The 23,408-nt window shown below is 68.9% G+C and carries 17 protein-coding genes and 1 pseudogene; 6 read left to right on the top strand and 12 right to left on the bottom strand.

Annotated features, from left to right (window positions below):
- Positions 1-131: 131 nt before the first annotated feature.
- Genes AB8K43_RS06995 through AB8K43_RS06985 form a run of 3 tightly spaced genes read left to right on the top strand, consistent with a single transcriptional unit; the run spans position 132 to position 3,278 of the window.
- Positions 132-1,052 (top strand): crotonase/enoyl-CoA hydratase family protein, encoded by a 921-nt coding sequence (locus tag AB8K43_RS06995; RefSeq protein WP_370892848.1) that lies wholly within the window; start codon positions 132-134, stop codon positions 1,050-1,052.
- Positions 1,049-2,656, top strand: a complete 1,608-nt coding sequence (locus tag AB8K43_RS06990) for a class I adenylate-forming enzyme family protein (protein ID WP_370892846.1) — start codon at positions 1,049-1,051, stop codon at positions 2,654-2,656. The genes AB8K43_RS06995 and AB8K43_RS06990 overlap by 4 nt, the downstream gene beginning before the upstream one ends.
- Before the next feature lie 37 nt (positions 2,657-2,693).
- Positions 2,694-3,278, top strand: coding sequence for a TetR/AcrR family transcriptional regulator (locus tag AB8K43_RS06985; RefSeq protein ID WP_370892845.1), 585 nt, complete (start codon positions 2,694-2,696; stop codon positions 3,276-3,278).
- Here AB8K43_RS06985 and aroB read toward each other — a convergent pair.
- The 9 genes from aroB to AB8K43_RS06940 form a co-directional block, all read right to left on the bottom strand.
- A complete protein-coding gene (gene aroB / locus AB8K43_RS06980) occupies positions 3,275-4,339 on the bottom strand; it encodes a 3-dehydroquinate synthase (protein WP_370892843.1) in 1,065 nt (354 codons plus the stop codon). The two genes, AB8K43_RS06985 and aroB, sit on opposite strands and share 4 nt — an antisense overlap.
- Positions 4,336-4,845, bottom strand: a complete 510-nt coding sequence (locus AB8K43_RS06975; protein ID WP_370892841.1) for a shikimate kinase — start codon at positions 4,843-4,845, stop codon at positions 4,336-4,338. Before AB8K43_RS06975 ends, aroB begins: the two co-directional genes overlap by 4 nt.
- Positions 4,842-6,065, bottom strand: a complete 1,224-nt coding sequence (gene aroC / locus AB8K43_RS06970) for a chorismate synthase (protein WP_370892839.1) — start codon at positions 6,063-6,065, stop codon at positions 4,842-4,844. The genes AB8K43_RS06975 and aroC overlap by 4 nt, the downstream gene beginning before the upstream one ends.
- Positions 6,066-6,087: 22 nt before the next feature.
- Complete coding sequence (locus tag AB8K43_RS06965; protein ID WP_370892837.1) at positions 6,088-6,930, bottom strand: shikimate dehydrogenase; 843 nt, start codon at positions 6,928-6,930, stop codon at positions 6,088-6,090.
- Positions 6,924-8,150 carry an endolytic transglycosylase MltG gene (mltG, locus tag AB8K43_RS06960; protein WP_370892835.1) on the bottom strand — a complete coding sequence of 409 codons (1,227 nt, stop codon included), beginning with the start codon at positions 8,148-8,150 and terminating at the stop codon, positions 6,924-6,926. The genes AB8K43_RS06965 and mltG overlap by 7 nt, the downstream gene beginning before the upstream one ends.
- On the bottom strand, positions 8,147-8,647 hold the full coding sequence (gene ruvX, locus AB8K43_RS06955; RefSeq protein ID WP_370892833.1) for a Holliday junction resolvase RuvX: 501 nt from the start codon (positions 8,645-8,647) through the stop codon (positions 8,147-8,149). Before ruvX ends, mltG begins: the two co-directional genes overlap by 4 nt.
- Positions 8,648-8,652: 5 nt before the next feature.
- A complete protein-coding gene (gene alaS / locus AB8K43_RS06950; RefSeq protein WP_370892831.1) occupies positions 8,653-11,340 on the bottom strand; it encodes an alanine--tRNA ligase in 2,688 nt (895 codons plus the stop codon).
- 139 nt (positions 11,341-11,479) lie between these two features.
- Positions 11,480-12,877 carry a replication-associated recombination protein A gene (locus tag AB8K43_RS06945; RefSeq protein WP_370892829.1) on the bottom strand — a complete coding sequence of 466 codons (1,398 nt, stop codon included), beginning with the start codon at positions 12,875-12,877 and terminating at the stop codon, positions 11,480-11,482.
- 137 nt (positions 12,878-13,014) lie between these two features.
- A complete protein-coding gene (locus AB8K43_RS06940; RefSeq protein ID WP_370892827.1) occupies positions 13,015-14,250 on the bottom strand; it encodes a glucose-1-phosphate adenylyltransferase family protein in 1,236 nt (411 codons plus the stop codon).
- 326 nt (positions 14,251-14,576) lie between these two features.
- Between AB8K43_RS06940 and AB8K43_RS06935 the strand changes: the two genes are divergently transcribed.
- Complete coding sequence (locus AB8K43_RS06935; RefSeq protein WP_370892825.1) at positions 14,577-16,793, top strand: MMPL family transporter; 2,217 nt, start codon at positions 14,577-14,579, stop codon at positions 16,791-16,793.
- Positions 16,790-17,557, top strand: coding sequence for a GNAT family N-acetyltransferase (locus tag AB8K43_RS06930; protein ID WP_370892823.1), 768 nt, complete (start codon positions 16,790-16,792; stop codon positions 17,555-17,557). Before AB8K43_RS06935 ends, AB8K43_RS06930 begins: the two co-directional genes overlap by 4 nt.
- Here the strand turns inward: AB8K43_RS06930 and rocD are convergent.
- Positions 17,554-18,783: an ornithine--oxo-acid transaminase gene (gene rocD / locus AB8K43_RS06925; protein WP_370893374.1), complete on the bottom strand. Its 1,230-nt coding sequence runs from the start codon at positions 18,781-18,783 to the stop codon at positions 17,554-17,556. The genes AB8K43_RS06930 and rocD overlap by 4 nt on opposite strands.
- Before the next feature lie 87 nt (positions 18,784-18,870).
- Positions 18,871-19,848 (bottom strand): annotated as a pseudogene (locus AB8K43_RS06920) (carbamate kinase); the annotation flags it as partial.
- Positions 19,849-19,892: 44 nt separating this feature from the next.
- Here AB8K43_RS06920 and AB8K43_RS06915 point away from each other — a divergent pair.
- Positions 19,893-21,380: a hypothetical protein gene (locus AB8K43_RS06915; RefSeq protein ID WP_370892821.1), complete on the top strand. Its 1,488-nt coding sequence runs from the start codon at positions 19,893-19,895 to the stop codon at positions 21,378-21,380.
- 177 nt (positions 21,381-21,557) lie between these two features.
- On the opposite strand, the gene aspS is transcribed toward AB8K43_RS06915, so the two are convergent.
- Entirely contained in the window at positions 21,558-23,351 is a 1,794-nt protein-coding gene (aspS, locus tag AB8K43_RS06910; RefSeq protein WP_370892819.1) for an aspartate--tRNA ligase, read from the bottom strand.
- Between the last annotated feature and the right edge of the window lie 57 nt (positions 23,352-23,408).

Here is a 23,408-nt window from a genome sequence, read left to right as displayed (position 1 = left end):
CGGTCGGCGAGCATCTTATCGGCCCGAGCGCCCCCCACCGTCACCCCTTCGCAGGGAACCGCGGACGCTTTTCGTTGACAGTCCAGTCGGCCTGTGAAACGCTCACGCGTCCGTCAGTGAAGGAGCACCCCATGTCGCTACCGCTATCAACCCTCACCTACGAGGTCCGCGACCATCGCGCCACCCTCACCTTGAACCGCCCCGACCGCCTCAACGCGATCACCGCCGAGATGGCCGCCGAGCTCAGCGCGGCCGTCGCCGCAGCGAACGCCGATGACGAGGTGCGCGCCATCGTGCTCCAAGGGGCGGGCCGCGCCTTCTGCGCGGGATACGACCTCAAGCTTTACGCCGAAGAGGGAGTTGAGCATCAGGGCTTGGCCTGGGACCCGATCAAGGACTTCCGGGCTATGCGCGCCAACACCGACCACTTCTTCTCGCTCTGGCGCTCGGCGAAGCCGACCATCGCCAAGGTGCATGGGTACGCGGTCGCCGGTGGAAGCGATATTGCCCTCTCCTGCGACCTCGTCGTGATGGCCGAGGACGCCAAGATCGGTTACATGCCCGCCCGGGTCTGGGGGTGCCCCACGACGGCGATGTGGGTCTATCGGCTGGGCGCCGAGAAGGCCAAGCGGATGCTCCTCACGGGGGACACGATCGATGGCTTGCAGGCCAAGGACTGGGGCCTCGTGATCGATGCGGTCCCGGCCGAGGAGCTCGACGCGACCGTCGAGCGGCTCGTGGACCGGATGGTGTCGGTGCCCACCAACCAGTTGGTCATGCAAAAGATGATGATCAACCAGGCCTACGACAACATGGGATTGCAGAGCACGCAGAACTTCGCGGTCCTCTTCGACGGGATCGCCCGCCACTCCCCCGAGGGTCGGTGGTTCGTCGACTTCGCGCAGGAACACGGCATGGGATCGGCCGTCCACTGGCGCGATTCGGGGCGATTCATCCCCGACGGCGGTGGCGAACTGCCCCCGACCGACGAGATCGCGCTGATGGAAAAGGAACTCGCGGAGAAGGACATGCGGGCTGGTGAGCACCGATGACGACCCTCGCCACATCGTTATGGTCTGCCGAACCGAGCCACCCAGTCCTCGACATCACGGTGGGGGAACTGCTCCGCGAAGCCGCCTCTTCACACCCGCAGAAGCAGGCCTTGGTCTCCATCGCCCCGGACCGCGAAGCCCGGGTGTGGACCTACGCCGAGCTGGTCGATGACGCCGAACGAGCGGCTGCGTGGCTCCTCCAACGGTTCACGCGCGGTGAGCACATCGCCGTGTGGGCGCCGAATGTTCCTGAGTGGTTGGTGCTCCAGTTCGGCGCCGCCTTAAGTGGCCTGGTTCTCGTGACGGCGAATCCGGCGCTTCGGGGGCCAGAGCTCGACGATGCCCTCCGCCGCTCTCGGGCCGTCGGCCTCTTCTCGGTCCGCAGCTTCCGCGGCACCCCCATGTCGGAAGTCGTGGATGCGATCCTTCCCGGACTTCCCGACCTACGCGAGGCGGTCCACTTCGACGGGTGGCTGGGCGACGTACGACGCACCCCGAAGGTCTCGGAACTGCCGGACGTCGATCCCGCATCGCCGACCCAGATTCAGTTCACCTCCGGCACCACGGGACGACCCAAGCCTGCGCTCCTTCGACATCGCGCGATGGTCACCAATGCCGCCTTGGTGCGAGACCGCTGCGGAGCCGAGGTGGGCGGGACCTTCGCGACCGCGCTGCCGCTCTTTCACACCGCCGGATCGGGGCTCGCGGTCTTGGGTTCGGTACACCAGCGCGCCACCTTGGTCCTCGCCGAGGTCTTTGACCCGGCCCTGCTGTTGCGAGCGATCGACGATTACGAGGTGCGGGTGCTCGGCGGAGTCCCGTTGATGCTGCATGCGATGCTGGCCCACCCCGCGCTCCAGAGCGTGGACCTCTCCTCACTGCGCGTCGTGATGTCCGGGGGAGACGCAGTGCCCGCACCTCTCGTCGAGGGGTGGGCACGCGCGTGCGGGGCAGGTTTTAGCGCCGTGTACGGCCAGACCGAACTCAGTCCGATCGTCGCCCAGACCCGCCCGAGCGATACCTCCGAGGACAATCTGCACACCGCCGGCCAGCCTCTCGAAGGGGTCGACGTCGCGATCGTCGATCCCGCCACCGGCGCGGTCCAGCCGAATGGGGTCGAAGGGGAGATCTGCGCCCGCGGGTACCAGGTCATGGCGGGGTACTTCGGCATGCCCGACGCGACGGCCGAGACGATCGGTGCCGATGGCTGGCTCCACACCGGAGACCTCGGCACGATGGATTCGCGGGGCTATCTGACGGTGACGGGCCGACTGAAAGACCTCATCATTCGCGGTGGGGAGAACATCTACCCGCGCGAGATCGAGATCGAGCTCACGAATCATCCGGGGGTCGCTGCGGCCGTGGTGCTCGGGGTCCCCGACGAGGCGTGGGGCGAACAGGTGGCGGCGGTGCTTCAGCTCGACCCGGCGTGGCCGCGACCCACCTCCGCGGACCTGCGCGACCGCCTTCGGGAGATCTTGTCCCCGCAGAAGACGCCGAAATCGTGGTACGTCGCCGCGGATCTGCCCACCAACGCCATGGGCAAACTCCAAAAGTTCCGACTACGCGAGCAGATCGCAGCCGGCGAGCTTGACGTCCTCTAAACGCCCGCGCGCTCCGCACCGCATTACTGTGGGGCCAATGACTGGCATGACCCGCAAGGAGCAGCGCGCGCACACTCACGATGTCCTGCTCGATGCGACCATGCAGTGCCTGGTCGAGTACGGATACGCGCGAACCACCACCCAGCGCATCCAAGAGCAGGCAGGGGTATCGCGGGGGGCGTTGCTGCACCACTTCGGCTCAAAGTCGGACCTCCTCGTCGAGGCGGTCCACCACATCGCGGAACTCAGGTTGCGCCACTTCGCCTCGCTCGTCGCCGATCTCGGTGAGGGACCTGACGCGCTGCGAGACATGGTCTTTGCGATTCGCGAGGCGATGGCCGGTCCCCCCTTCCAAGCGGCGATCGAACTCTGGGCGGCGTCGCGCACCGACGAGGCTCTGCGGGCGGCGCTGCTACCCGCAGAGCGTCGACTCGGGGCCACCTTGCGGGACCTCTTCGCCCACCACAGCGGGATCGCTGATCCGGAGGCGGCGCGCACCTCCTTCGAATCTCTGATGGCCCTCGTTCGGGGGCTCGAGTTGACGCGGATCATGCGCGCCGACGAAGCGATGGCCGACCGGGTCATCGCGGACTGGCTTGCCACCACCGAGCGGCTTCGCTAGGCGAGCGCTGCGTAGGCCTCGCGCATCATGTCCTCGGACGGGCCTTCGAGGCGACGCGGGCTCGCGAGACCGTCGAGGACGACGAAACGCAGCAGCGATCCGCGGGTCTTTTTGTCCCGTCGGAGCGCAATCAACAGGTCGTCGAAGGGGGCGCCGGCGTAAGTCGTGGGCAGACCCACTGTCGAGAGCACCTGGCGGTGTCGAGCCAAGAGAGCGTCGTCGATTAACCCCGATCGGTGCGCGAGTTCGGCCGCATAGACCATGCCGATCGCGACCGCGTCACCGTGGCGCATGCGATATCCCTCGTGGTGCTCGATGGCGTGACCCAGGGTGTGGCCGTAGTTGAGGATCTCGCGCAGCGAGGATTCCTTGAGGTCGCGAGCGACCACATCGGCCTTCACCGCAATCTTGCGCTCGATGATCTCGCGCAGGACCGGTGACCGCGGGTCGGTCGCCGCGACCGGGTCGGCCTCCACCAGATCGAGGATCGCCGGATCGGCGATGAAGCCGCCCTTAATCGCTTCGGCGAGGCCGGCGGCGATATCGCGCGGGGGCAGCGTGGCGAGGCTGTCGAGATCGCAGAGCACGCCCACCGGGGGGTGGAAAGAACCGACGAGGTTCTTCCCCTCGGGGGTGTTGATCCCGGTCTTCCCGCCGACGGCCGCGTCGACCATGCCGAGGACGGTGGTCGGCACCTGGACCACCGCGACACCACGGAGCCAGGTCGCGGCGACGAAACCGGCGAGGTCGGTGACGCTTCCGCCGCCGACACCGACGACGGCATCGGTGCGGGTGAAGCCCGCCTCACCCAGGACGCTCCAGAGGCGCGCGGCGACCTCGACGGTCTTGGCGGCCTCGGCGTCGGGGACGCCCGCCTCGTGGACCTCGACGTCCGCCTGGCGCAGCGCGCGGACGATCGGCTCGGCGAGGTGAGCGAGCGGTTCCGGGTGGATCACGAGGACCCGCTGCACCCCCTTCGGCAGCAGGTCGGGGACGCGATCACTTACGCCATGGCCGACGAGCACGTCGTATTCGTCGCCGACGGGGACCACGGTGGTCACGCTTCCACCTGCCGCAACACCTCGTCGGTCACCTCATCGACTCCTCGCCCGGCCGTGTCGACCTGCCAGGTTGCGAGGCGCTCATAGGTCGGCCGCCGGTCCTTCATCATGGCGATCCACGACGCCCGGGGGTTGACCGCGAGTAGCGGCCGCGGTTGATCGAGGCCGATCCGCTTCGCGGCGTCGGCGATCCCGACATCGAGGAAGACAACCCGCTGGTCCTCCAGGGCGGAGGCGATCGCGTCGGTCATGGGCGCGCCGCCACCGAGAGCGACGACGGTGCCATCGGTCGTGAGCGCGTCGAGGACCGCTTCGGTTTCGAGCGCGCGGAAGGCCGGCTCGCCATCGAGGACGAAGATGTCGGCGATCTCGCGCCCGGCAGCGTCCTCGACGGCGGCGTCGGTATCGATGAGCGTGCGGCCGGTGCGCTCGGCGACGGCACGAGCGACCGATGTCTTCCCGACTCCGGGCGGGCCGATCAAGACGACGAAGGGGGCCCCGCTCACCACGTGCGCATCCGCTCGGGAATCGCGGCGAGGTAACCCTCGTAGTTACGGGTCGTCTCGGCGACGCTGTCCCCGCCGAACTTCTCCAGGCACGCCTCGGCGAGCACGAGTGCGACCATCGCCTCGGCCACCACTCCAGCCGCCGGCACCGCGGAGATATCGCTGCGCTGGTGGATGGCGGTCGCCGGGCCGTCCCCGGCGACATCGACGGTGTCGAGGGCCCGTGGGACGGTGCTGATCGGCTTCATCGCCGCCCGCACGCGCAATACGTCACCGGTACTCATGCCCCCTTCGGTCCCCCCGGCACGGCCGGTGCGGCGGGCGATCACGCCGTCCTTATCGCGCTCCATCTCGTCGTGGGCAGCACTCCCCCGGCGCCGAGCGGTCGTAAAGCCATCGCCCACTTCGACCCCCTTAATCGCCTGAATCCCCATCAGGGCGCTGGCGAGCTTGGCGTCAAGGCGGCGATCCCAATGGACGTGGGAGCCGAGGCCCGGCGGCAGCCCGTAGGCGAGGACTTCGACGACGCCACCGAGGGTGTCGCCGTCCTTGCGGGCCGCGTCGACCTCGGCGACCATCGCGGCACTCGCGTCGGCGTCAAAGGCACGGACCGGATCGGCATCCAACTCCGCGACATCGTCGGCCGTCGGAAGGGGGGTCCCCTCCGGCACGGCCGCCTCTCCCATCGCGACGGTGTGGGAGACCAGCCGGATCCCGTAGGCCTGCTCTAAGAAGCGAGCAGCGACCTCTCCGAGAGCAACGCGGGCGGCGGTCTCGCGGGCGGAGGCCCGTTCGAGGATCGGGCGGGCGTCGTCGTGGGCGTACTTTTGCATCCCGACGAGATCCGCGTGGCCCGGGCGGGGCCTGGTCAGCGGCTTGTTGCGAGCGATCTCCTTCTCGGCGTTGACATCATTCGACGCGGCGTAGGCCTCATCGGTCACCGGGTCGGGGCTCATGACGGTTTGCCACTTCGGCCACTCGCTGTTGTCGATCATGATCGCGACCGGGGAACCGAGAGTGCGTCCATGCCGCAGTCCGCCGAGGAAGCTCACGGCGTCCTGCTCGAACTTCATCCGGGCACCGCGGCCATAGCCGAGGCGGCGCCGGGCCAGGGCCGCGGACACATCGGCGCTCGTGACCTCGACGCCAGCGGGCAAACCCTCGATCGTGGCCACCAGGGCGGGGCCGTGCGACTCACCAGCAGTCAACCAACGCAGCATGAGCAGAATCCTCGCACGCGGATCAGGAGCGCCCGGACGCCGTCCGGGCTGCGGAAGACATGGCCTCGATCACCATCGCGCTCGGTGCCTCACCGGTCATCAACTCGACCTGGCGCGCGGCCTGCTGGACGAGCATGTCGAGGCCGTCCACGACCGTCCGGTGACGGCCCATCAGGCTCTGCGCCAACGGTGTCGGCCAGTTCGCGTAGACCACATCGAGCAGGACTGCCGGGCCGTCACCGTCGCCAAGGGCGTCTGCTGCGGCCGCGCCGCCAGCGGGAGGAAGGGTGGAGACGGCCACCTCGGCCGTCTGGGCGCGCCACTGCGCGAGCGGGCCAACGGTGAGGCTGACGCCGAGGTCGTCGGCAAGCGGGCCGAGCTCGGCCGCGGCGGCATCGGGCCGCCGCGCCGCGGCGTGCACCTGCCCTACCCCGAGATCGGCGAGGGCCAGCATCGCCGAGCGCGCGGTCGCCCCACCGCCGAGGATCAACGCGCGCTCGACCGTGGCGGGCAGATGCGGACCGAGAGCGGCGACGATCCCGTAGACGTCGGTGTTGTCGGCATCCCAGCCGCCGTCGACGCGTCGGATCAGGGTGTTCGCGGCCCTCGCCCGGATCGCCGTCGGGCTCACCTCCTGCGCGAGGGTGAGCGCGACCCCCTTCAACGGCATGGTGAGCGAGAGCCCTCGCCACGACGCATCGAGCCCGGTGAGGAAGGGAGCGAGGCCGTCCTCTTCGCAGTCGTGACGTTCGTACGACCAATCGGCAAGGCCGAGCTCGCGATAGGCGGTCTCGTGGAGGACCGGTGAGAGCGAGTGGTCGACCGGGTGGCCGAGGACGGCCGCGCGGTAGCCCGAGGTCAGCACCGGTCCTTGTTTTCCGAGCACCACGTCTGGAACTGCTTCTGGTTCTTTTGGTGCTGCGCGAAGGTCGTGGCGAACTTCGTCTCCCCCGTATCCGGGTTGACCGTCACGAAGTACAGCCAGTCACCGGACGCCGGGTTCTCGGCGGCCTCGATCGCGGCGGCGCCGGGGCTGTTGATCGGACCAGGGGGTAGGCCCTTGACCTTGTACGTGTTGTAGGGGCTAGAACTCGACCGCTGCTCGTCCGTGGTGCCGGCCTTGCCGCGCTCCTGGTAGATGAAGTGGACCGTGCTGTCCATCTCCAGGCGTCCGTTGGTCTCGGAGTTACCCCCGTCGAGCCGGTTCAAGATCACCCGGGCGACCTTGTCGCGGTCGGAGGATCCCGACTCCCCTTCGATGATCGAGGCGATCGTCAAGGTCCGCTCCCACTGATCGCGCGGGACGCCGGCCTTCTCGAGTTCGGACACCATCCGCTTGACCATGACCTTCAGCTGCGCGGCCGCCGAGGCATCCTCCTCGAACTGATACGTCGACGGGAAGAGCCACCCCTCGGCGTTCCCCCGCGCCTCCTTCGGCAGACCAATCCCTGCCGAGACTGCCTTCTTGTAATCGGCCAGGGGGGTGTCAGTCTGCTCGGCCAGCAGGGCGAAGATCTCCGAGTTCCACAGGCCCTCACGGACCGTCACGCCTGCGGCGGTGCGGTTGTCCTTATTGGCGAGCCAGGCGAAGGCGTCCGCGGCACGCATCTTCTCGCGCAACTCATAGGACCCCGGTTGGATCGCCGAGGCTGCCTTCGGGTCGGCGTTGGCTGCGTTGACGAAGGACTGCGCCGAGGCGATCACGTCGGCTTTGACGAGGGTTTGGCCGATATCGGTGGCGGTCTGGCCTTCGCGCACCACCACGTCGACCGCACCGCTGCCCGGACCCTCGTAGTCGGCGGGAGCCTCGCTGCCAAAACCGATCTTTGGGAGCATCCCAGAGAGGCCACCGAGAGCCGCGTAGCCGGCGCCGCCGACCAGGGCGAGCGCGATCAGGATGATGAGGGCGGAGCGAAGGGGGTGCCGCTTGCGACCCGGGCGCCGGTGGCCCTGGTGCTCCTCGGCATCGCGCCTCTCCCGCCGCGTCATGGGCCGCGATGCCTCGCTCGCGGCTTGTTCGCCGCCCTGGCCGTCATCGGCGGGTGGGCGAGGTGCGAAGAGTCCGTCGGAGAGGTCTTGATTCATCGTGATCCGCCCTTCGCTCGCGGCTTGCGCCGCCGGGCGCCACCAATTCGTTCGCCCGGGGGGCGACCGCTCGTCCGCTCGCTATCGAGCGCGTGTTGCAGGATCAGAACCGCCGCCGCTTGGTCGACCACCCGGCGGTGGTCGATGGTCGCCACGCCGCTGGCGCGCAGACCACGATGGGCATCGACGGTGGTGAGGCGTTCGTCGACGAGACGGATGGGCGTGTCACCGATCAGCGGGCGGAGGCCGTCGCCCCAGGCGCGCACCGACCGTGCGGCGGGGCCCTCGGTGCCGTCCAGGGAGCGTGGGAGGCCCACCACGATCTCGATCGCGTTCAGCTCGGCTGCCAGCGCCGCGATATCGCGTTGGTCCTGACCCCCTTCGGCATCTCGGGTGAGGGTCGCGACCGGGGTCGCGAGGACACCCTCAGGATCGCAGGCAGCGACCCCGACCCGGGCATCCCCCACGTCAACGCCGACGCGCACTCCGGTTCGCATGCGATCTACGCCCGGGAGCCGATGGCCTGCTTGAGCGCCTCAAGGGCCGCCTGGACCTGGTCGGGCTTGCTGCCACCGCCCTGGGCGATGTCATCCTTGCCGCCGCCACCCCCGCCGAGGGTCTGGGCCGCGACTCGCACGAGGGCGCCCGCCTTGACGCCAGCAGACCGCGCGGCCTCGTTGGTCGCGACCACCACGACGGGCTTGCCGCCGCCGTCGCCGGTCAAAGCGACGACGCTCGGACGCTCGTCACCGAGCTTGCCGCGGGTATCGAGCACCATGCGCCGCACGTCGTCAGGGGCTCCCCCGGCGATGTGCCGCGCAACGACGGTCACGCCAGCGACATCTTCGGCGCCATCGGTGAGGGAACCGGCCGCCGCGAGGACCTGCTCGCGGCGCGAGCGCTCGAGCTCACGCTCGACCTCGCGCAGGCGGGTCACCATCTCGCCGACCCGCTCGACGAGCTCCCCTTGCGGGACCTTCACAAGGGAGGTGAGTTCGGCCACCATCGCGCGCTCGGTCGCGAGGTGCTGGAGGGCGTTCATGCCGACGAAGGCCTCGAGGCGCCGCACGCCGGACCCGACCGAGGACTCACCGGTGATGGTGAGCGCACCAACCTGGCTGGAGTGCCGCACGTGGGTGCCACCGCACAGCTCACGCGACCAGGGGCCACCGATCTCGACGACGCGGACCATCTCGTCATAGGTCTCGCCGAAGAGGGCGAGCGCCCCTTGCTGACGGGCCTCGGGCAAGGTCATCCAGGACGCTGAGACGGGCAGGTCATCGCGCACGGCGAGGTTTGCGACGTGCTCGATCTCGGCCCTGACATTGGCGCTCAGGGCGGAGTTCCAGGCGAAGTCGAGGCGCAGGTAACCCGGCTTGTTGTAGGACCCGGACTGCAGAGCCGACGGGCCGAGCACCTGGCGCAGCGCCGCGTGCACGACGTGGGTGCCCGAGTGGGCCTGGCAGGCCTCGACCCGCCAGGCGGGGTCGACTTCGGCGCGCACCGGCGCCCCGAGACGGATCCCTCCGCCCGCAACCTCAACGGTGTGCGCAATCAGGCCCTTGACCGGCCGCTGGACATCGCGGACGTCGAGGTGTGACCCGTCGGCGGCGATGAAGCCGGCATCGGCAACCTGTCCGCCGGACTCGGCGTAGAAGGGGGTGCGATCCAGCACGACCTGGCCGCGCTCACCGGGCTCGAGTTCGGTCACGAGTTCGCCATCGCGCACGATCCCGACGACCGTCGCGTCCGAGCCGAGCTCGGTGTACGCACGCCAATCGGTCGCGCCAAGGGCCCGCAGCTCCTTCCAGACCTCGGTGTTGGCGTGGCCGCCCTTCTTGGCCTTGGCATCGGCCTTGGCCCGCTGGCGCTGCTCATCCATCAACCGCACGAAGCCATCGCGGTCCACGGCAAGGCCCTGCTCGGCCGCCATCTCCAGAGTGAGGTCGATCGGGAAGCCGTAGGTGTCGTGCAGCTTGAAGGCGTCGTCGCCGGAGAGGACCTCGCCGCCGGCGGACTTGGTGTCGGTAACGGCGTGGTCGAGGATTTGGGTGCCCTGCGCCAGGGTGCGGCGGAAGGCCTCTTCCTCGGTGTACGCGATCTGAGCGATCCGCTCGAACCCGTCGCGCAACTCCGGGTAGGACGCGCTCATGCGCTCCATCGAAACCGGGAGCAGGTGCGGGAGCGCCGGCTCGTCGAAACCGAGCAGGCGCATGGAGCGCACCGCGCGGCGCAGCATCCGGCGCAGGACATACCCGCGCCCTTCGTTGCCGGGAGTGACGCCGTCGCCGATCAGCATGAGCGAGGAACGGACGTGGTCGGCGACCACGCGCAGGCGGACGTCGTCCGGGTCCGCGTCCTCGGCGGTCTTCGCGCCGGACGCGCCATAGGTCTTGCCGGTCATCTCGGCGGCCTTGGCGAGGACCGGGTAGACCTCATCGATCTCGTAGAGGTTGTCGACGCCCTGCAGGATGCTCGCGATCCGCTCGAGACCCATGCCGGTGTCGACGTTCTGCGCCGGGAGCGGACCGACGATCTCGAAGTCCTCCTTCGAGCGCACATTGGTGAGCTCGTACTGCATGAAGACGAGATTCCAGACCTCGAGGTAGCGGTCCTCGTCGGCCTCGGGGCCCCCTTCGACGCCGTACTCGGGACCGCGGTCGTAGAAGATCTCGCTGCACGGGCCGCCAGGGCCGGCGACGCCCATGTGCCAGTAGTTGTCCTTCTTGCCGCGGCGCACGACGCGCTCCGGGGCGATCGGGGTGTGCTCGAGCCAGAGCTGCTCGGCCTCGTCATCCTCGGTGTAGACCGTCGCCCAGATCCGGTCCGGGTCGAGGCCGTAGCCCCCTTCGTCCTGCGAGCCGGTGAGCAGCTCCCAGGCGAAGATGATCGCGTCCTTCTTGAAGTAGTCCCCGAAGGAGAAGTTGCCATTCATCTGGAAGAACGTGCCGTGTCGGCTCGTCTTGCCGACCTCGTCGATGTCGCCGGTCCGCACGCACTTCTGCACGCTCGTCGCGCGATCCCACGGCGGGGTCTCCTGGCCGAGGAAGTACGGCTTGAAGGGGACCATGCCGGCATTGACGAAGAGGAGGTTGGGGTCTTCGTGAATGAGGGGGGCTGAGGGGACGACGGTGTGTCCCTTGCTTTCGAAAAAGCTCAGCCAGCGGCGCCTGATCTCGGCGGTCTCCATGGGGTCCTTTGGGTCAAACGTGTTCAGGGGACAGCCGCGGCCAGGGGGCGCCTGGTCGGGCTCGATCGGTCAGCCTACAGTCCGCGCCCATGAAGGGGGGCCACCTGGACACGGCCCGTGCGTCGAGGTGACCGGCGGGTCACTGCCCGCGCAGGCGATCTCGCAACCACGCCCATCGCTGTTGCAGTCGTGCCTCGAAGCCGCGGTCGGTCGGACGGTAGTAGGACTCGGTGGCGAGCTTGTCCCTCAGGTCCTCGGGGAGATACGGCTGCGCGGCGACGGCGTCGGGTTCGTCGTGCGCATAGATATAGGCGTCCCGTGGTCGCTCCCCGCTGGTCGCAGCTGCCTTGCGCTCGGGGCTGGTGTAGCCGGTGCCGCGCAGGTGTTGGGGGACGGCTCCGCCCTTCCCGGCGCGGACATCGGCGATCGCCTCGTTGATCCCGACATAGGCGGCGTTGGATTTCGGTGCGGTCGTGACATGGACGACGGCTTGGGCGAGGACGATTCGCGCCTCGGGCATCCCGATCTGGGCGACGGCGTGCATCGCGGCGACCGCGGTCTGCAAGGCGGTGGGGTCTCCCATCCCGACGTCCTCGCTCGCGAGGATCACGATGCGGCGGGCGATGAAGCGCGGGTCCTCCCCCGCTTCGAGTTGCCGGGCGAGGTAGTGCAAGGCGGCATCCACGTCGGAGCCGCGCATCGACTTGATGAAGGCCGAGGCAACGTCGTAGTGCTGGTCCCCGGTCTTGTCGTAGCGCACGGCCGCTCGGTCCACCGCCTGCTCGACGTGTGCGAGGGTGATCTCGGTCGGGGCATCATCGAGGCTTACCGGGGCGAGTTGCTCGGCGACACCGGCGGCCGCCTCTAGCGAGGTCAGCGCCCGGCGGGCGTCACCACCGGCCACAGAGACCAGGTGATCGCGGGCCTCATCGGAGAGGGTGTAGCGGCCATCGAGGCCACGCTCCTCGGAGATCGCTGAGTCGAGGACGGACTCGATGTCCGAACGCTCCAGCGAATGCAAGGTGACGAGAACCGAGCGGGAGAGCAGCGGGGCGATGATCGAAAAGGACGGGTTTTCTGTCGTCGCGGCGACGAGGATGACCTCGCGGTTTTCGACCCCGGGGAGAAGTGCGTCCTGCTGCGCCTTGGTAAAGCGGTGGATCTCGTCGAGGAAGAGGACGGTCTGGCGGCCGTAGAGCGAGCGGTTGCTCGCGGCTCGTTCCATCACCTGGCGCACGTCTTTGACGCCGGCGGTGACGGCCGAGAGCTCGACGAACTCGCGATCTGCGACCTGCGCAACGAGGTGCGCGAGCGTCGTCTTGCCAGTGCCCGGTGGTCCCCAGAGGATCGCTGACAGCGGGCCAGCGACGCCGCCAGCCCCTTCGATCAACCGGCGAAGGGGGCTGCCGGGGCGCAGGATCTCCTCCTGGCCACGCACCTCGTCGAGGGCACGCGGACGCATCCGCACCGCCAGTGGGGCGGGCGCGGTGGCGGGGGCGTCAGACTGCGACGCTCCGAAAAGATCCGGGTCGGGCACGCCACGCAGGCTAACGCGCGCCGCCGACGACGTGCGCGGCCCGGCCCTGCCTCGGGTGGCGATCACCGCGCGGTGAAGGGTCCGTTAGAGCCGCGAGTGTGCACTCACCGACACTTCGGCGACGAAGCGCCCGACGGCTACACCGTCGTCCCGGGTTCGAGGCGGCTGCCGGGTTCGAGGACAGCGCCCCGGCCGATGACGCTGTCTCGCCCAACGATCACGAGGTCGCCGTCCTGAGCCCGGGTCGCGCGGGCGAGGCGCCCGACCGTCGCGCCGCGTCGGATCGTGCAATGGGCGTCGATGATGCTCGTCGCGATGTGAGCGCCGCTCTCGATCGTCGTCCGGGCGAAGATGATGCTGTCCTCCACGATGGCGCCCGCGGCGACGCTGACACCGGGACCGAGCACGCTCTTGCGGACGGTCCCATGGACCTCGCAACCGGCGCTGATCACGCTGTCGGCGACCTCCGCCCCTTCGGCCACCCGGGCGGCAGGGAGCTCGGGGAAGTGCGTGAGGATCGGCCAATCGTCGTTACGGAGCAGGTCGATCCGCCCCGCGAGCAGGTCCCGGTGTCCGGAGAGATATTCCGCTGGGGTCCCCATGTCTCGCCAGTACCCGGGAAGGGGGAACGCGCGCACTTTGCCGTGCCTCACAAGATGCGGCAGGAGCGTCTCTCCGAAGTCACCGAGCCCCGTGTCCTCTGGGTCCTCTTCCTCTTCGCGCAACTGCCGGACCAGAGTCTCCAGGGCGTCGATCAGAGCGGCAGCTTGGTACACGAAGATCTCCGCCGCGATCGTCGTGGCAGGCGGGTCGTCGGGCTTGTAGTCGACGTCGGTCACCCAGCCCTTGCGGTCAACGGTGACGACGCCCTTCGCCTTGGCCTGCGTCCGCGTGACCTCCGAGGTAACGACAGTGCAGTCGGCACCGGACTCGAGGTGCTCGTCGAGGACGTCGCGGATGTCGAGGGCGAAGACACTGTCGCTGCTGAGGACGACAACCACATCGGGCGCGTGGGAGCGAATGTCGTCGAGGCGCCGATAGAGATCATCGGCGTTCCCGGTCGAAAAGCCCGTCTGAGTACTCGAGCCGCCACCCTCTTCGGGCACCAGCCAGCGCAGACCGCCACGGGTGCGATCAAGGTCCCAGGGGCGTCCACCCGCGACGTGGCGGGCGAGGCTCATCGCCTGGTACTGCACCCCGACCCACACGTCGCTGATCCCCGAGTGAGCCAGCGAGGAAAGCGCGAAGTCGACGAGCTGGTAGTGGCCACCGAAGGGCAGCGCTGGCTTGGCGCGCTCGCGCGTTAAGACATCCATGCGGGACCCTGCCCCGCCAGCTTGGACGATGGCCAAGACACGTGTTCGATGCGGCACCTTCGTCACTGTGCCGGACCCGGTGCTCTCTCAGGAAGCCCCCGAAGGGGGATATCGCGCGTGCTCAGCCTTTCGTCTCGGCGCTCCAGATCCGCGGTTGGTCCCAGGCCGAGACACTCATCCGCTAGCGGCACCTCTCCTCCTGGGCCGCCCCGAGTGAATCCCTACCTCCTGCTCTTTGCCCCCACCGAAGGGGGCGAAGGCGCCGACGTGGGGTCAGCCCGCCCCCTTCTGACCATGCTTGCCCGCTGTGGAGTGGGCAACACCACCGGGGGTGTGACGCCCCAGACAGAGTCGGGCGGCATCGCAGTGGCAGGCTGTCCCCCGTGAATGACGCTGAACCCACGACGCTGCTCGCCCGCGGCGGACGGGCCGTCGGCCGACACCCCCTTCGCGTCCTCATCACCTGGCTGGTCCTGATCGGAGCGACCTTCGCGGTCGCTATCGGCGGTGTCGGGGGTGGAGGGCTCTTCGACCGATTGCACAGCAATGACATGGAGAGTCCCGGCCAGGCCCGCGAGGCGAGCCGCATGCTCGCCGACGCCGGCAGCGGATCCTTTGCCTCCGACACCCTGCTGATGACCGGCGTGGATTTCGAGGACCAGCGCGTCATCGGCAAGAACCTCCTTGCGCTGCAGCGGATCTCAGCGATCAACGGGGTCGAGTCGGTCGTCAACCCCTTCGCCTTTAAGGACCGCGAAAAGGACCCGAAGGCCGCGCCCTTCCTTCGCGACCACCCGGACGGGGACAACGGGTACGCGACGATCGTCACCTATGAGGACCACCTGAGCGACGCGGACCTCGAGGTGGCCCGCGGACATGTCGACCACGAGTTGGCCCTCTTGGTCTACGAGGTCAAACCCAAGGACAGCGAGCGCGGCAGCATCAAGGCCCTGGTCGACGCGATCATCGGCCAGGTCGGCAAGGACATGACCCGCGGCGAGGGGCTCGCCCTCCCGGTCTCTTTCGTCGTGATGATCATCGTCTTCGGCGGATTCCTCGCTGCTGGACTGCCGATCATTGGCGCCATCGCCTCCATCGGCGGCGCCTTGGCCACCTTGCTCGGCTTCTCCTACCTAATCGAGCTCGACGCGACCGTGGTCAATATCGTCACGGTCCTCGGGTTGGGCCTTTGCATCGACTATGGCCTGCTCGTGGTGAGCCGCTTCCGAGAAGAACTCCGTGGCCTGCTCGCGGGCGCACCTCCCGAGACGATCGACCGCGACCTCGTGATCGCGGCGACCGGCCGCACCGTCGATCGCGCCGGCCGCACCGTCGTCTTCTCCGCCATCACCGTCGCGATTGCGCTCGCCGGCCTGATGTTCTTCCCCGTCACCTTCATGCGAGCATCCGGTGCCGCCGGCGTCTCGGTGGTCATCCTGGCCCTGCTCGTCGCGACGACGCTGATCCCTGCCCTATGCGCCCTCACCGCCAAGAGCCTCGTCCGCCGCGGCGGCACCGAGCAGGCGCCCGACACCGGTGTCTTCTCTCGCCTGGCGACGGGGGTGCAACGCGCACCGTGGGCCGTCATCGCGGTCGTCCTCGCGGTGCTCGTCACCGTCGCGCTGCCATCCCTACGGATGCAACTCACCGGTTCCGGGCCCGAGATGCTGCCGAAGGGGGCCCCCGAGCGCGTCTTCTTCGAGACCTTTGACCAGCATTACCCGGGCCTCGCGTCCCCCGATGTGATCTACGTGACCGATGAGGCGCCCGAGGCGGTGCGTGAATGGGCGGACGGCCCCGCCAAGCAGCTCCCGGGGCTCGACGCTCCCCCTCAGGTGGTCAACGCCGGCGAGATTGATGGGCGCACGATCTCCAGCGTCCAACTCCGGACCGCCGACGGGATCATGGGCCAGGGAGCCCGCGATCTGGTCGCCCATCTCCACGCCAACCCACCACCGATCGAGGGCAAGATCGGCGGTCAGGCCGCCGGGCTCTACGACTTCGTCGAGGTTGTCAAGCAGCGCGCCCCCTTCGCCGCCCTGACGGTGATCCTCGCGACGTTCCTGCTGCTCTTCTTGATGACCGGCTCCGTCGTCGTGCCGATCAAGGCCCTGATCATGAACGTCATCTCGCTGGGCGCGAGCCTCGGGGCCTTGGTATGGGTCTTCCAAGACGGGCACCTCGAGGGGCTCCTCGGATTTAGTTCGGTCGGCGCCGTCGAGGCGACGATCCCCGTGCTCGTCCTCGCCTTCGGGTTTGGCCTCTCGATGGACTACGAGGTCTTCCTGCTGTCCCGCATCGTCGAGCTCCACGAGCAGGGCCGACCGACCGAAGAGGCGGTCCGCCTCGGGCTGCAGCGCTCCGGTCGGATCATCACGAGCGCCGCTTTGTTGATGGTGATCGTCTTCTCCGGCTTCGTCTTCGCCCAGGTGCTCGCGATCAAGGAGACCGGCGTCGCGCTCGTGCTCGCGATCATCATCGACGCGACCCTGGTGCGCATGCTGCTCGTACCGGCGACGATGTCGGTCCTCGGCGAGTGGAACTGGTGGGCGCCCGCGTGGATGAAGCGGCTGCACGCCCGGTTCGGTATCCGCGAGTGAGCACCTGGCACCGAGCGCGCACGAAGGGGGAATTGCTCGCCCTCACGCATCACCATGACGCGATCCTCACCGAAGCACCCACCGAATCGCTCGCCGAGGCGCTGATCCTCACGAGCGGCTCCGCCTGGGCAACCGCCCTGCTCCGCCCGACCTATAACCACGGCACGACGGTGATGCTGACCGGGGATATCGGCCTGCTGCACGACCTGGTGACGGGCCCTCCCTTCGCCAGATGGCACGCAGACCACGGGGTTCAGAGCTTGTCCATCCGCAGGGACGCTGCGGACACGCTCGCTTCGGCGCTCGGCGTCGATCCCGACCAGATGGAGGGGTGGGACACCTTCATCACGCGCACGGCTCCGCCGCCCCCTCGGCACCCGATCGTCGATCTCGAGCCGAGTGACCGCGACGAGATGGACCGGTTCCTCGCCGAGCACAGCCCGCGGACCGACGGCCGCCCCTGGGTACGCCCCGGGCAACGGTGGGTGGGGGCGCGCGATGCGGAGAGCGCGCTCGTCGCCATCGGATGCTGCGAAGTCGAGCACTCAGGTGTCCCGATGCTCGCCGGAATCGCGACCGCAAAGCCCCATCGCGGCCGCGGTCTCGGCCGGGATATCACTGCCGAACTCACTCGCGGCGCGATCGCCGAGCACGGCGTGAGCGCCCTGGAGATGTATTCGGACAATGACGTGGCGCGCACCCTGTATCGCTCGCTCGGTTACCGGGAAGTGGCCGCCTGGCTGAGCGGTTCGCCGAGCCGCTAACCCCGCAAGACCGCGGCGAGGGTGTCGACCAGGAAGTCCACCTCGTCCTCGTCCACCACGAGCGGTGGGGCGAGCCGGATCGTCGAACCGTGGGTGTCCTTGGCGAGCACGCCGCGATCCAATAGGCGCAAGCTCGCCTCGCGTCCGGTCATCAGCGCAGGGTCGATATCGAGGCCCGCCCATAGGCCGCGGCACCGTACGGCGACGAGTCCGTGTCCGACGAGAGCCTCCAGACCCTCGGCGAGGCGCGCCCCGAGCCGGCGGGCCGAGGCCTGGTACTCCCCCGTCGCGAGGAGCCGCACGACCGCATGCCCGACGGCCGCCGCGAGGGGGTTACCGCCGAAGGTGGAGCCGTGAGTTCCGGGGCTGTAGACCCCGAGGACCGCCCGGTCGGCGACCACCGCCGAGACCGGGACGATGCCGCCGCCGAGCGCCTTACCGAGGATGTAGAGATCGGGGACGACCTCTTCGTGATCACACGCGAAGGTGTACCCCGTCCGACCGAGTCCCGACTGGACCTCGTCGGCGAGCATCAGCACCCCCTGCTCGCGGGTCAGTTCGCGCACCCCGCGCAGGAACTCATCGGGCGGGATCAGCACGCCCCCTTCGCCTTGGATTGGTTCGAGCAAGACCGCCACGGTCTCGTCGGTGATCGCTGCCCGGATCGCGTCCAGGTCGCCGTACGGCACGATGTCGAAACCCGGCGTGAAGGGGCCGTGGTACTCGCGCGCCACCGGGTCGGTCGAAAACGAAACGATCGTCGTGGTTCGGCCGTGGAAGTTGCCGTCCATCACGATGATTCGGGCCCGCTCGGCTGGCACCCCCTTCGCCAGGTAGCCCCAGCGCCGCGCGGTCTTGATCGCGGTCTCGACCGCCTCCGCCCCGGTGTTCATCGGCAGGACGAGTTCCTTGCCAGCGAGCGTCGCGAGATCGCGGCAGAAGGGGGCGAGCGCGTCGCTGTGGAAGGCGCGGCTGATCAGGGTCAGGGTGTCCAGTTGCTGGTGCGCCGCGGCGACGAGGTCGGGATGACCGTGCCCGAAATTGAGCGCCGAGTAGCCGGCGAGGGCATCGAGATAGCGCCGCCCTTCGACATCGGTCACCCACGGCCCGTGGCCCTCGTGGATGACGACATCGAGGGGGTGATAGTTCGGCGCGACCCACTGCTCCGCGAGGCTGAGTTCGTCGTCGGTCCGAGACGGCGTGGTGGCCGCGCCGGTATCGCTCATCGTTGCTCCCTTCGTCCCGGGGGTCTCCCGGATGTCATGGTCTGGCGGGCAGAGGCCGGGTCCCTCCGCGCGGCTCTCGGCGAGGGCGCGGGTCCCAGCGCATCCCGTCAGCAGGTGGGTCGCGTCCTCGGCGCGCCCGATGACGGCAAGCCCGCCCTTGGCCGCGAACCGCAGCGCAGCGTCGACCTTGGGCCCCATCGACCCGGCCGGGAGGTCGAGGTCGTGGGCTTCGGCGGCGGTGATCGTCTGTCGGACCGTAGCGTCCGGGCTGCCGAACCCATCGATCACCCCAGCGACGTCGGTGAGCACGAGCAACGCATCGGCCCCGATCGCGTCGGCGAGCAGCGCGGCGGTGAGGTCCTTATCGACGACCGCCTCGACCCCGTGCAGGCGGCCTTCGCGATCCGCGACGACGGGCACTCCCCCGCCCCCGCCGCAGACGACGACGGTGCCGGTCTCCAGCAGACCCCGGATGCTGTCCTGCTCGATCACCGCGCGCGGCTCCGGCGAGCCGACGACGCGGCGCCAGCCGCCCCCTTCGGGCTCGATCTGCCAGCCATGCCTCGCCGCGGCCTGCCTCCCTTCGTCCTCGGTGAGAACGCGCCCGACGGGCTTGGTCGGATGGGTCAGCCCGGGATCCTTGGAGTCGACGAGAGTGCGGTTGACCAGGGCCACCACGGGGCGAAGGGGGCAGGCGTGCTGCACCGCCTGGACCAACCAGTACCCGATCATCCCCTGGGTCTGAGCGCCCAAGACATCGAGTGGGTAGGGGCGCGTGAGGGTGTGATCGGCCGCGCTCTGGGCCGCGAGGACCCCGACCTGGGGCCCGTTGCCATGGGTGAGCACGACCTCGTGATCTTCGAGCAGGGGTGCGAGGGACGCCACGGCCGCCTCGACATGCTCCTGCTGCAACGCGGCGTCGGGCCGCTCCCCGCGGCGCAACAACGCGTTGCCCCCGAGGGCGACGACGATCCTCACCCCACCCACGGTGCCACGAGTCGACCCCGGTCGTCCCCCTTCCTGAGGCGATTCTTCGAAGCGCTCTTCGTCGGCAACGTGTGGCATCGTGGGGTATTCGCTCCCGCCGACGAAAGCCTTTGATACCCGCAATGACCTCCTCGATCAGCCGCCGAGTCCTCTTGGGAGGTGCCGGTCTCGGCGCCCTCGCGGCGCTCGGTGCCTGCACCGATGACAGTTCCGGCACGGATTCCGACCAGAAGACCTCGAAGGGGAGCTCTGGCCTCACCCGGCAGGACGGCGTCATCGCCGTGCGCCTCGGGGATGACCCGGCCCTTGCCCTGAGCCGAGCGGCGCTCACCGCAGCGGGCACGGTCGCCGTCGCTCGAAGTGCGGAGCCCGCCGACCTCGACCAACTCGCCGCTGCGGCGACCGAGGTGAAGATTCCGCTCCTCGTCGTCGGTCCCGAACTCGCTGCCGAACTCGACCGTCTGAAGACCGAGCGCGTGCTTGCCCTCTCCAGCGACGGGCTCAGTGTTGGCGACCGCGACATCGTCACCCTGGAAGATGGCAAGGCCCCCTCGATCGATGGGCTTCCCGCCGACCCACCCGCGGGTCAGGTGCTCGCCCTTCAACTGCCCGACGCCAAGTCCGCGAAAGTCCTCGCCCCCACCCTCGCGGCTCTTGGCGCTCAGACCATCGCCGCCCCCGGTGACCCGCGGCGCAGCATCGAGGCCACGAAGGCCCTGCGCGACGCCAAGGACGCGACGGTCATCGCGCTTGGATCGTCCTTCGGCGATCAGGATCGGCTCAGCACTCGCGTCGAGACCTGCCGGACCGTCGACGAACTCCCCGGCGGTGGTGTCCTCCCCTTCCCCGACCGGATGATGATCGCGCTCTACGGGCACCCGGAGGCAGCCGCCCTCGGGATGCTCGGTGAGCAGCCCGCCGAGGAGGCCGTCGAGCGGGTAAAAGCGCTGGTCAAGGAGTACGACCCCCTCGTCGAGACGCCGGTCGTCCCCGCCTTCGAGATCATCGCGACCGTCGCGTCGCAGGGCGCCGAGTCCGACGGCAGCTACTCACGTCGCACCGCCATCGACACCCTCCTGCCGTGGATCGAGGCCGCCGAGAAGGGCGGGGTCTACATCGTGATTGACCTGCAGCCCGGTCGGATGAGTTTCCTTGATCAGGCCAAGGAGTACGAGGACCTGTTGAAGCGCCCATGGGTGGGGCTTGCCCTCGACCCCGAATGGCGCTTGAAGCCCGACCAGGTGCACCTGAAGCAGATCGGGTCGGTCGATACCGAAGAAATCAACGAGGTCTCGGCCTGGCTCTCCGAGCTCGTGACCAAGCACTCCCTGCCCCCGAAGGTGCTCACCCTGCACCAATTCCGAACCGACATGATCCGGCGGCGCGAACGCCTCGACGTCTCGCACGACAACATCCAGATCCTCGTGCACGTCGATGGCCAGGGCGGCCAGGGCGAGAAGCAGAGCACCTGGAGCGCGATCCGCAAGGGCCTGCCGAAGGAGGTCTTCCTCGGCTGGAAGAACTTCGAGGACGAGGACTCCCCGATGCTCACCCCGAAGCAGACGATCGACCAGGTCTCCCCCACCCCGAGCTTCATCTCGTACCAGTAACCCAAGGGGTCGGGTCCGTTTCAGCGCGAAGGGGGGACGCGTTCGCCGACGGGGGATGCCGCTCCCGTTCCGCGAGACCCCCGCGATCCCGCGAAACTCCGGGAATCCCGTGGAGTTCCACGAGATTCCCGGAGTTTCCGGGGACGGCGCGCGTCGGGTCCGAGGCTCGAGGACGAGCTAGTCCTGCTCGCCCTTCGGTTCGGGCTTGGCGTCGATCCCGGCTTCCTTGCGCTGCTCGGCCGTGATGGGCGCCGGGGCCTCGGTGAGCGGGTCATAGCCGCCACCGGACTTCGGGAAGGCGATCACGTCGCGGATCGAGTCGGCTCCAAGGAGCAGCATGACGATCCGGTCCCAGCCGAAGGCGATCCCGCCGTGCGGTGGCGCCCCGAACTTGAACGCGTCGAGCAGGAAGCCGAACTTCTCCTGGGCCTGCTCTTCGCTCAGGCCCATCACCTTAAAGACCCGCTCCTGGACGTCACGGCGGTGGATACGGATGGAGCCGCCGCCGATCTCGTTGCCATTGCAGACCAGGTCGTAGGCGTACGCGAGAGCGGGCCCCGGGTCGGTGTCGAAGGTGTCGAGGAACTCGGCCTTCGGGCTGGTAAACGCATGGTGCACGGCGGTCCACGCGCCTGCCCCGACGGCGACGTCACCGGCAGCGACGGCCTCCGTGGTCGGCTCGAAGAGGGGCGCGTCGACGACCCAGAGGAAGGACCACGCGTCCTCGTCGATCAAGCCGACGCGCTGACCGATCTCGAGCCGGGCGGCGCCGAGCAGGGCGCGACTCGATTTCGCCGGACCGGCCGCAAAGAAGATGCAGTCGCCCGGCTGCGCGCCGGTGTGGGCCGCAAGGCCCGCCTTCTCCTCTTCGGAGATGTTCTTGGCCACCGGACCACCGAGGGTCCCGTCCTCGCCGACGGTCACGTAGGCGAGCCCGCGCGCACCGCGCTGCTTCGCCCACTCCTGCCAAGCGTCGAACTGGCGGCGCGGCTGGCTGGCCCCACCGGGCATCACGACGGCACCGACATAGTCGGCCTGGAAGACCCGGAAGGGGGTCTCGGCAAAAAACTCGGTGCAGTCGGTGAGCTCGAGCTCGAAGCGCAGGTCGGGCTTGTCGGTCCCGTAGCGCGCCATCGCCTCGGCGTAGCTCATCCGCGGGAAGGGGGTCGGCAGCTCGACGCCGATCGTCGCCCACACGGCCTTGGCGATCTCCTCACCGAGCTCGATGATGTCCTCCTGCTCGACGAAGGACATCTCGATGTCGAGCTGGGTGAACTCCGGCTGCCGGTCGGCGCGGAAGTCCTCATCCCGGTAGCAGCGCGCAATCTGGTAGTACCGCTCCATCCCGGCGACCATCAGCAATTGCTTGAACAGCTGTGGGCTCTGCGGCAGGGCGTACCACTCCCCCGGCGCGAGCCGGGCGGGCACGAGGAAGTCGCGGGCGCCCTCGGGCGTCGAACGGGTCAGGGTCGGGGTCTCGATCTCGACGAAGTCCCGCGCGCCGAGCACGGAGCGGGCGGCCGCGTTGACCTTGCTCCGCAGTCGCAGACCCGCCCCGGCACCGTGCGCACCCGGGCGCCGCAGGTCGAGGTAGCGGTGCTTCAGCCGGGCCTCTTCGCCGACGGTGGTGCGCTCATCGATCTGGAAGGGAAGTGGCTCGGACTCCCCGAGGACCTCGATCTCGGAGGCCACGACATCGATCTCACCCGTCGGCAGGGCCGGGTTGACGTCCTTCGGCAGCCGCGCGGTGACGGTACCGGTGACCTTGACGCAGTACTCGTTGCGCAGGTCGTGAGCCGCGCCGGTCAGAACCTCGTCGCGGGCGACGACCTGGACAATGCCGCTCGCATCCCGCAGGTCGATGAAGGCCACCCCACCGTGATCACGACGCCGAGCCACCCAACCGGTAAGGGTGACGGTCTGGCCGGTGAGCTCGGCACGCAAGGTGCCGGCTTCGTGGGTGCGAAGCACGGTGTTCCTATTCGTTCAGGGAGAAGGGGGTAGCGCGCCGGTTCCGCGCGCCGTCCA

Source organism: Janibacter sp. GXQ6167 (genome assembly GCF_041365945.1).
Classification (GTDB): Bacteria; Actinomycetota; Actinomycetes; order Actinomycetales; family Dermatophilaceae; genus JBGFSK01.
Note: the sequence above shows the minus strand (reverse complement) of the source record. Positions and strands in the feature narration are given on the sequence as shown.

What these genes read in the sequence shown, in the direction of transcription:
- AB8K43_RS06995 (WP_370892848.1), top strand. Translation starts at nt 132, where the DNA reads ATGTCGCTACCGCTATCAACCCTCACCTACGAGGTCCGCGACCATCGC.
- AB8K43_RS06990 (WP_370892846.1), top strand. Translation starts at nt 1,049, where the DNA reads ATGACGACCCTCGCCACATCGTTATGGTCTGCCGAACCGAGCCACCCA.
- AB8K43_RS06985 (WP_370892845.1), top strand. Translation starts at nt 2,694, where the DNA reads ATGACTGGCATGACCCGCAAGGAGCAGCGCGCGCACACTCACGATGTC.
- aroC (WP_370892839.1), bottom strand. Translation starts at nt 6,065, where the DNA reads ATGCTGCGTTGGTTGACTGCTGGTGAGTCGCACGGCCCCGCCCTGGTG.
- mltG (WP_370892835.1), bottom strand. Translation starts at nt 8,150, where the DNA reads ATGAATCAAGACCTCTCCGACGGACTCTTCGCACCTCGCCCACCCGCC.
- ruvX (WP_370892833.1), bottom strand. Translation starts at nt 8,647, where the DNA reads ATGCGAACCGGAGTGCGCGTCGGCGTTGACGTGGGGGATGCCCGGGTC.
- alaS (WP_370892831.1), bottom strand. Translation starts at nt 11,340, where the DNA reads ATGGAGACCGCCGAGATCAGGCGCCGCTGGCTGAGCTTTTTCGAAAGC.
- rocD (WP_370893374.1), bottom strand. Translation starts at nt 18,783, where the DNA reads ATGAGCGATACCGGCGCGGCCACCACGCCGTCTCGGACCGACGACGAA.
- AB8K43_RS06915 (WP_370892821.1), top strand. Translation starts at nt 19,893, where the DNA reads ATGACCTCCTCGATCAGCCGCCGAGTCCTCTTGGGAGGTGCCGGTCTC.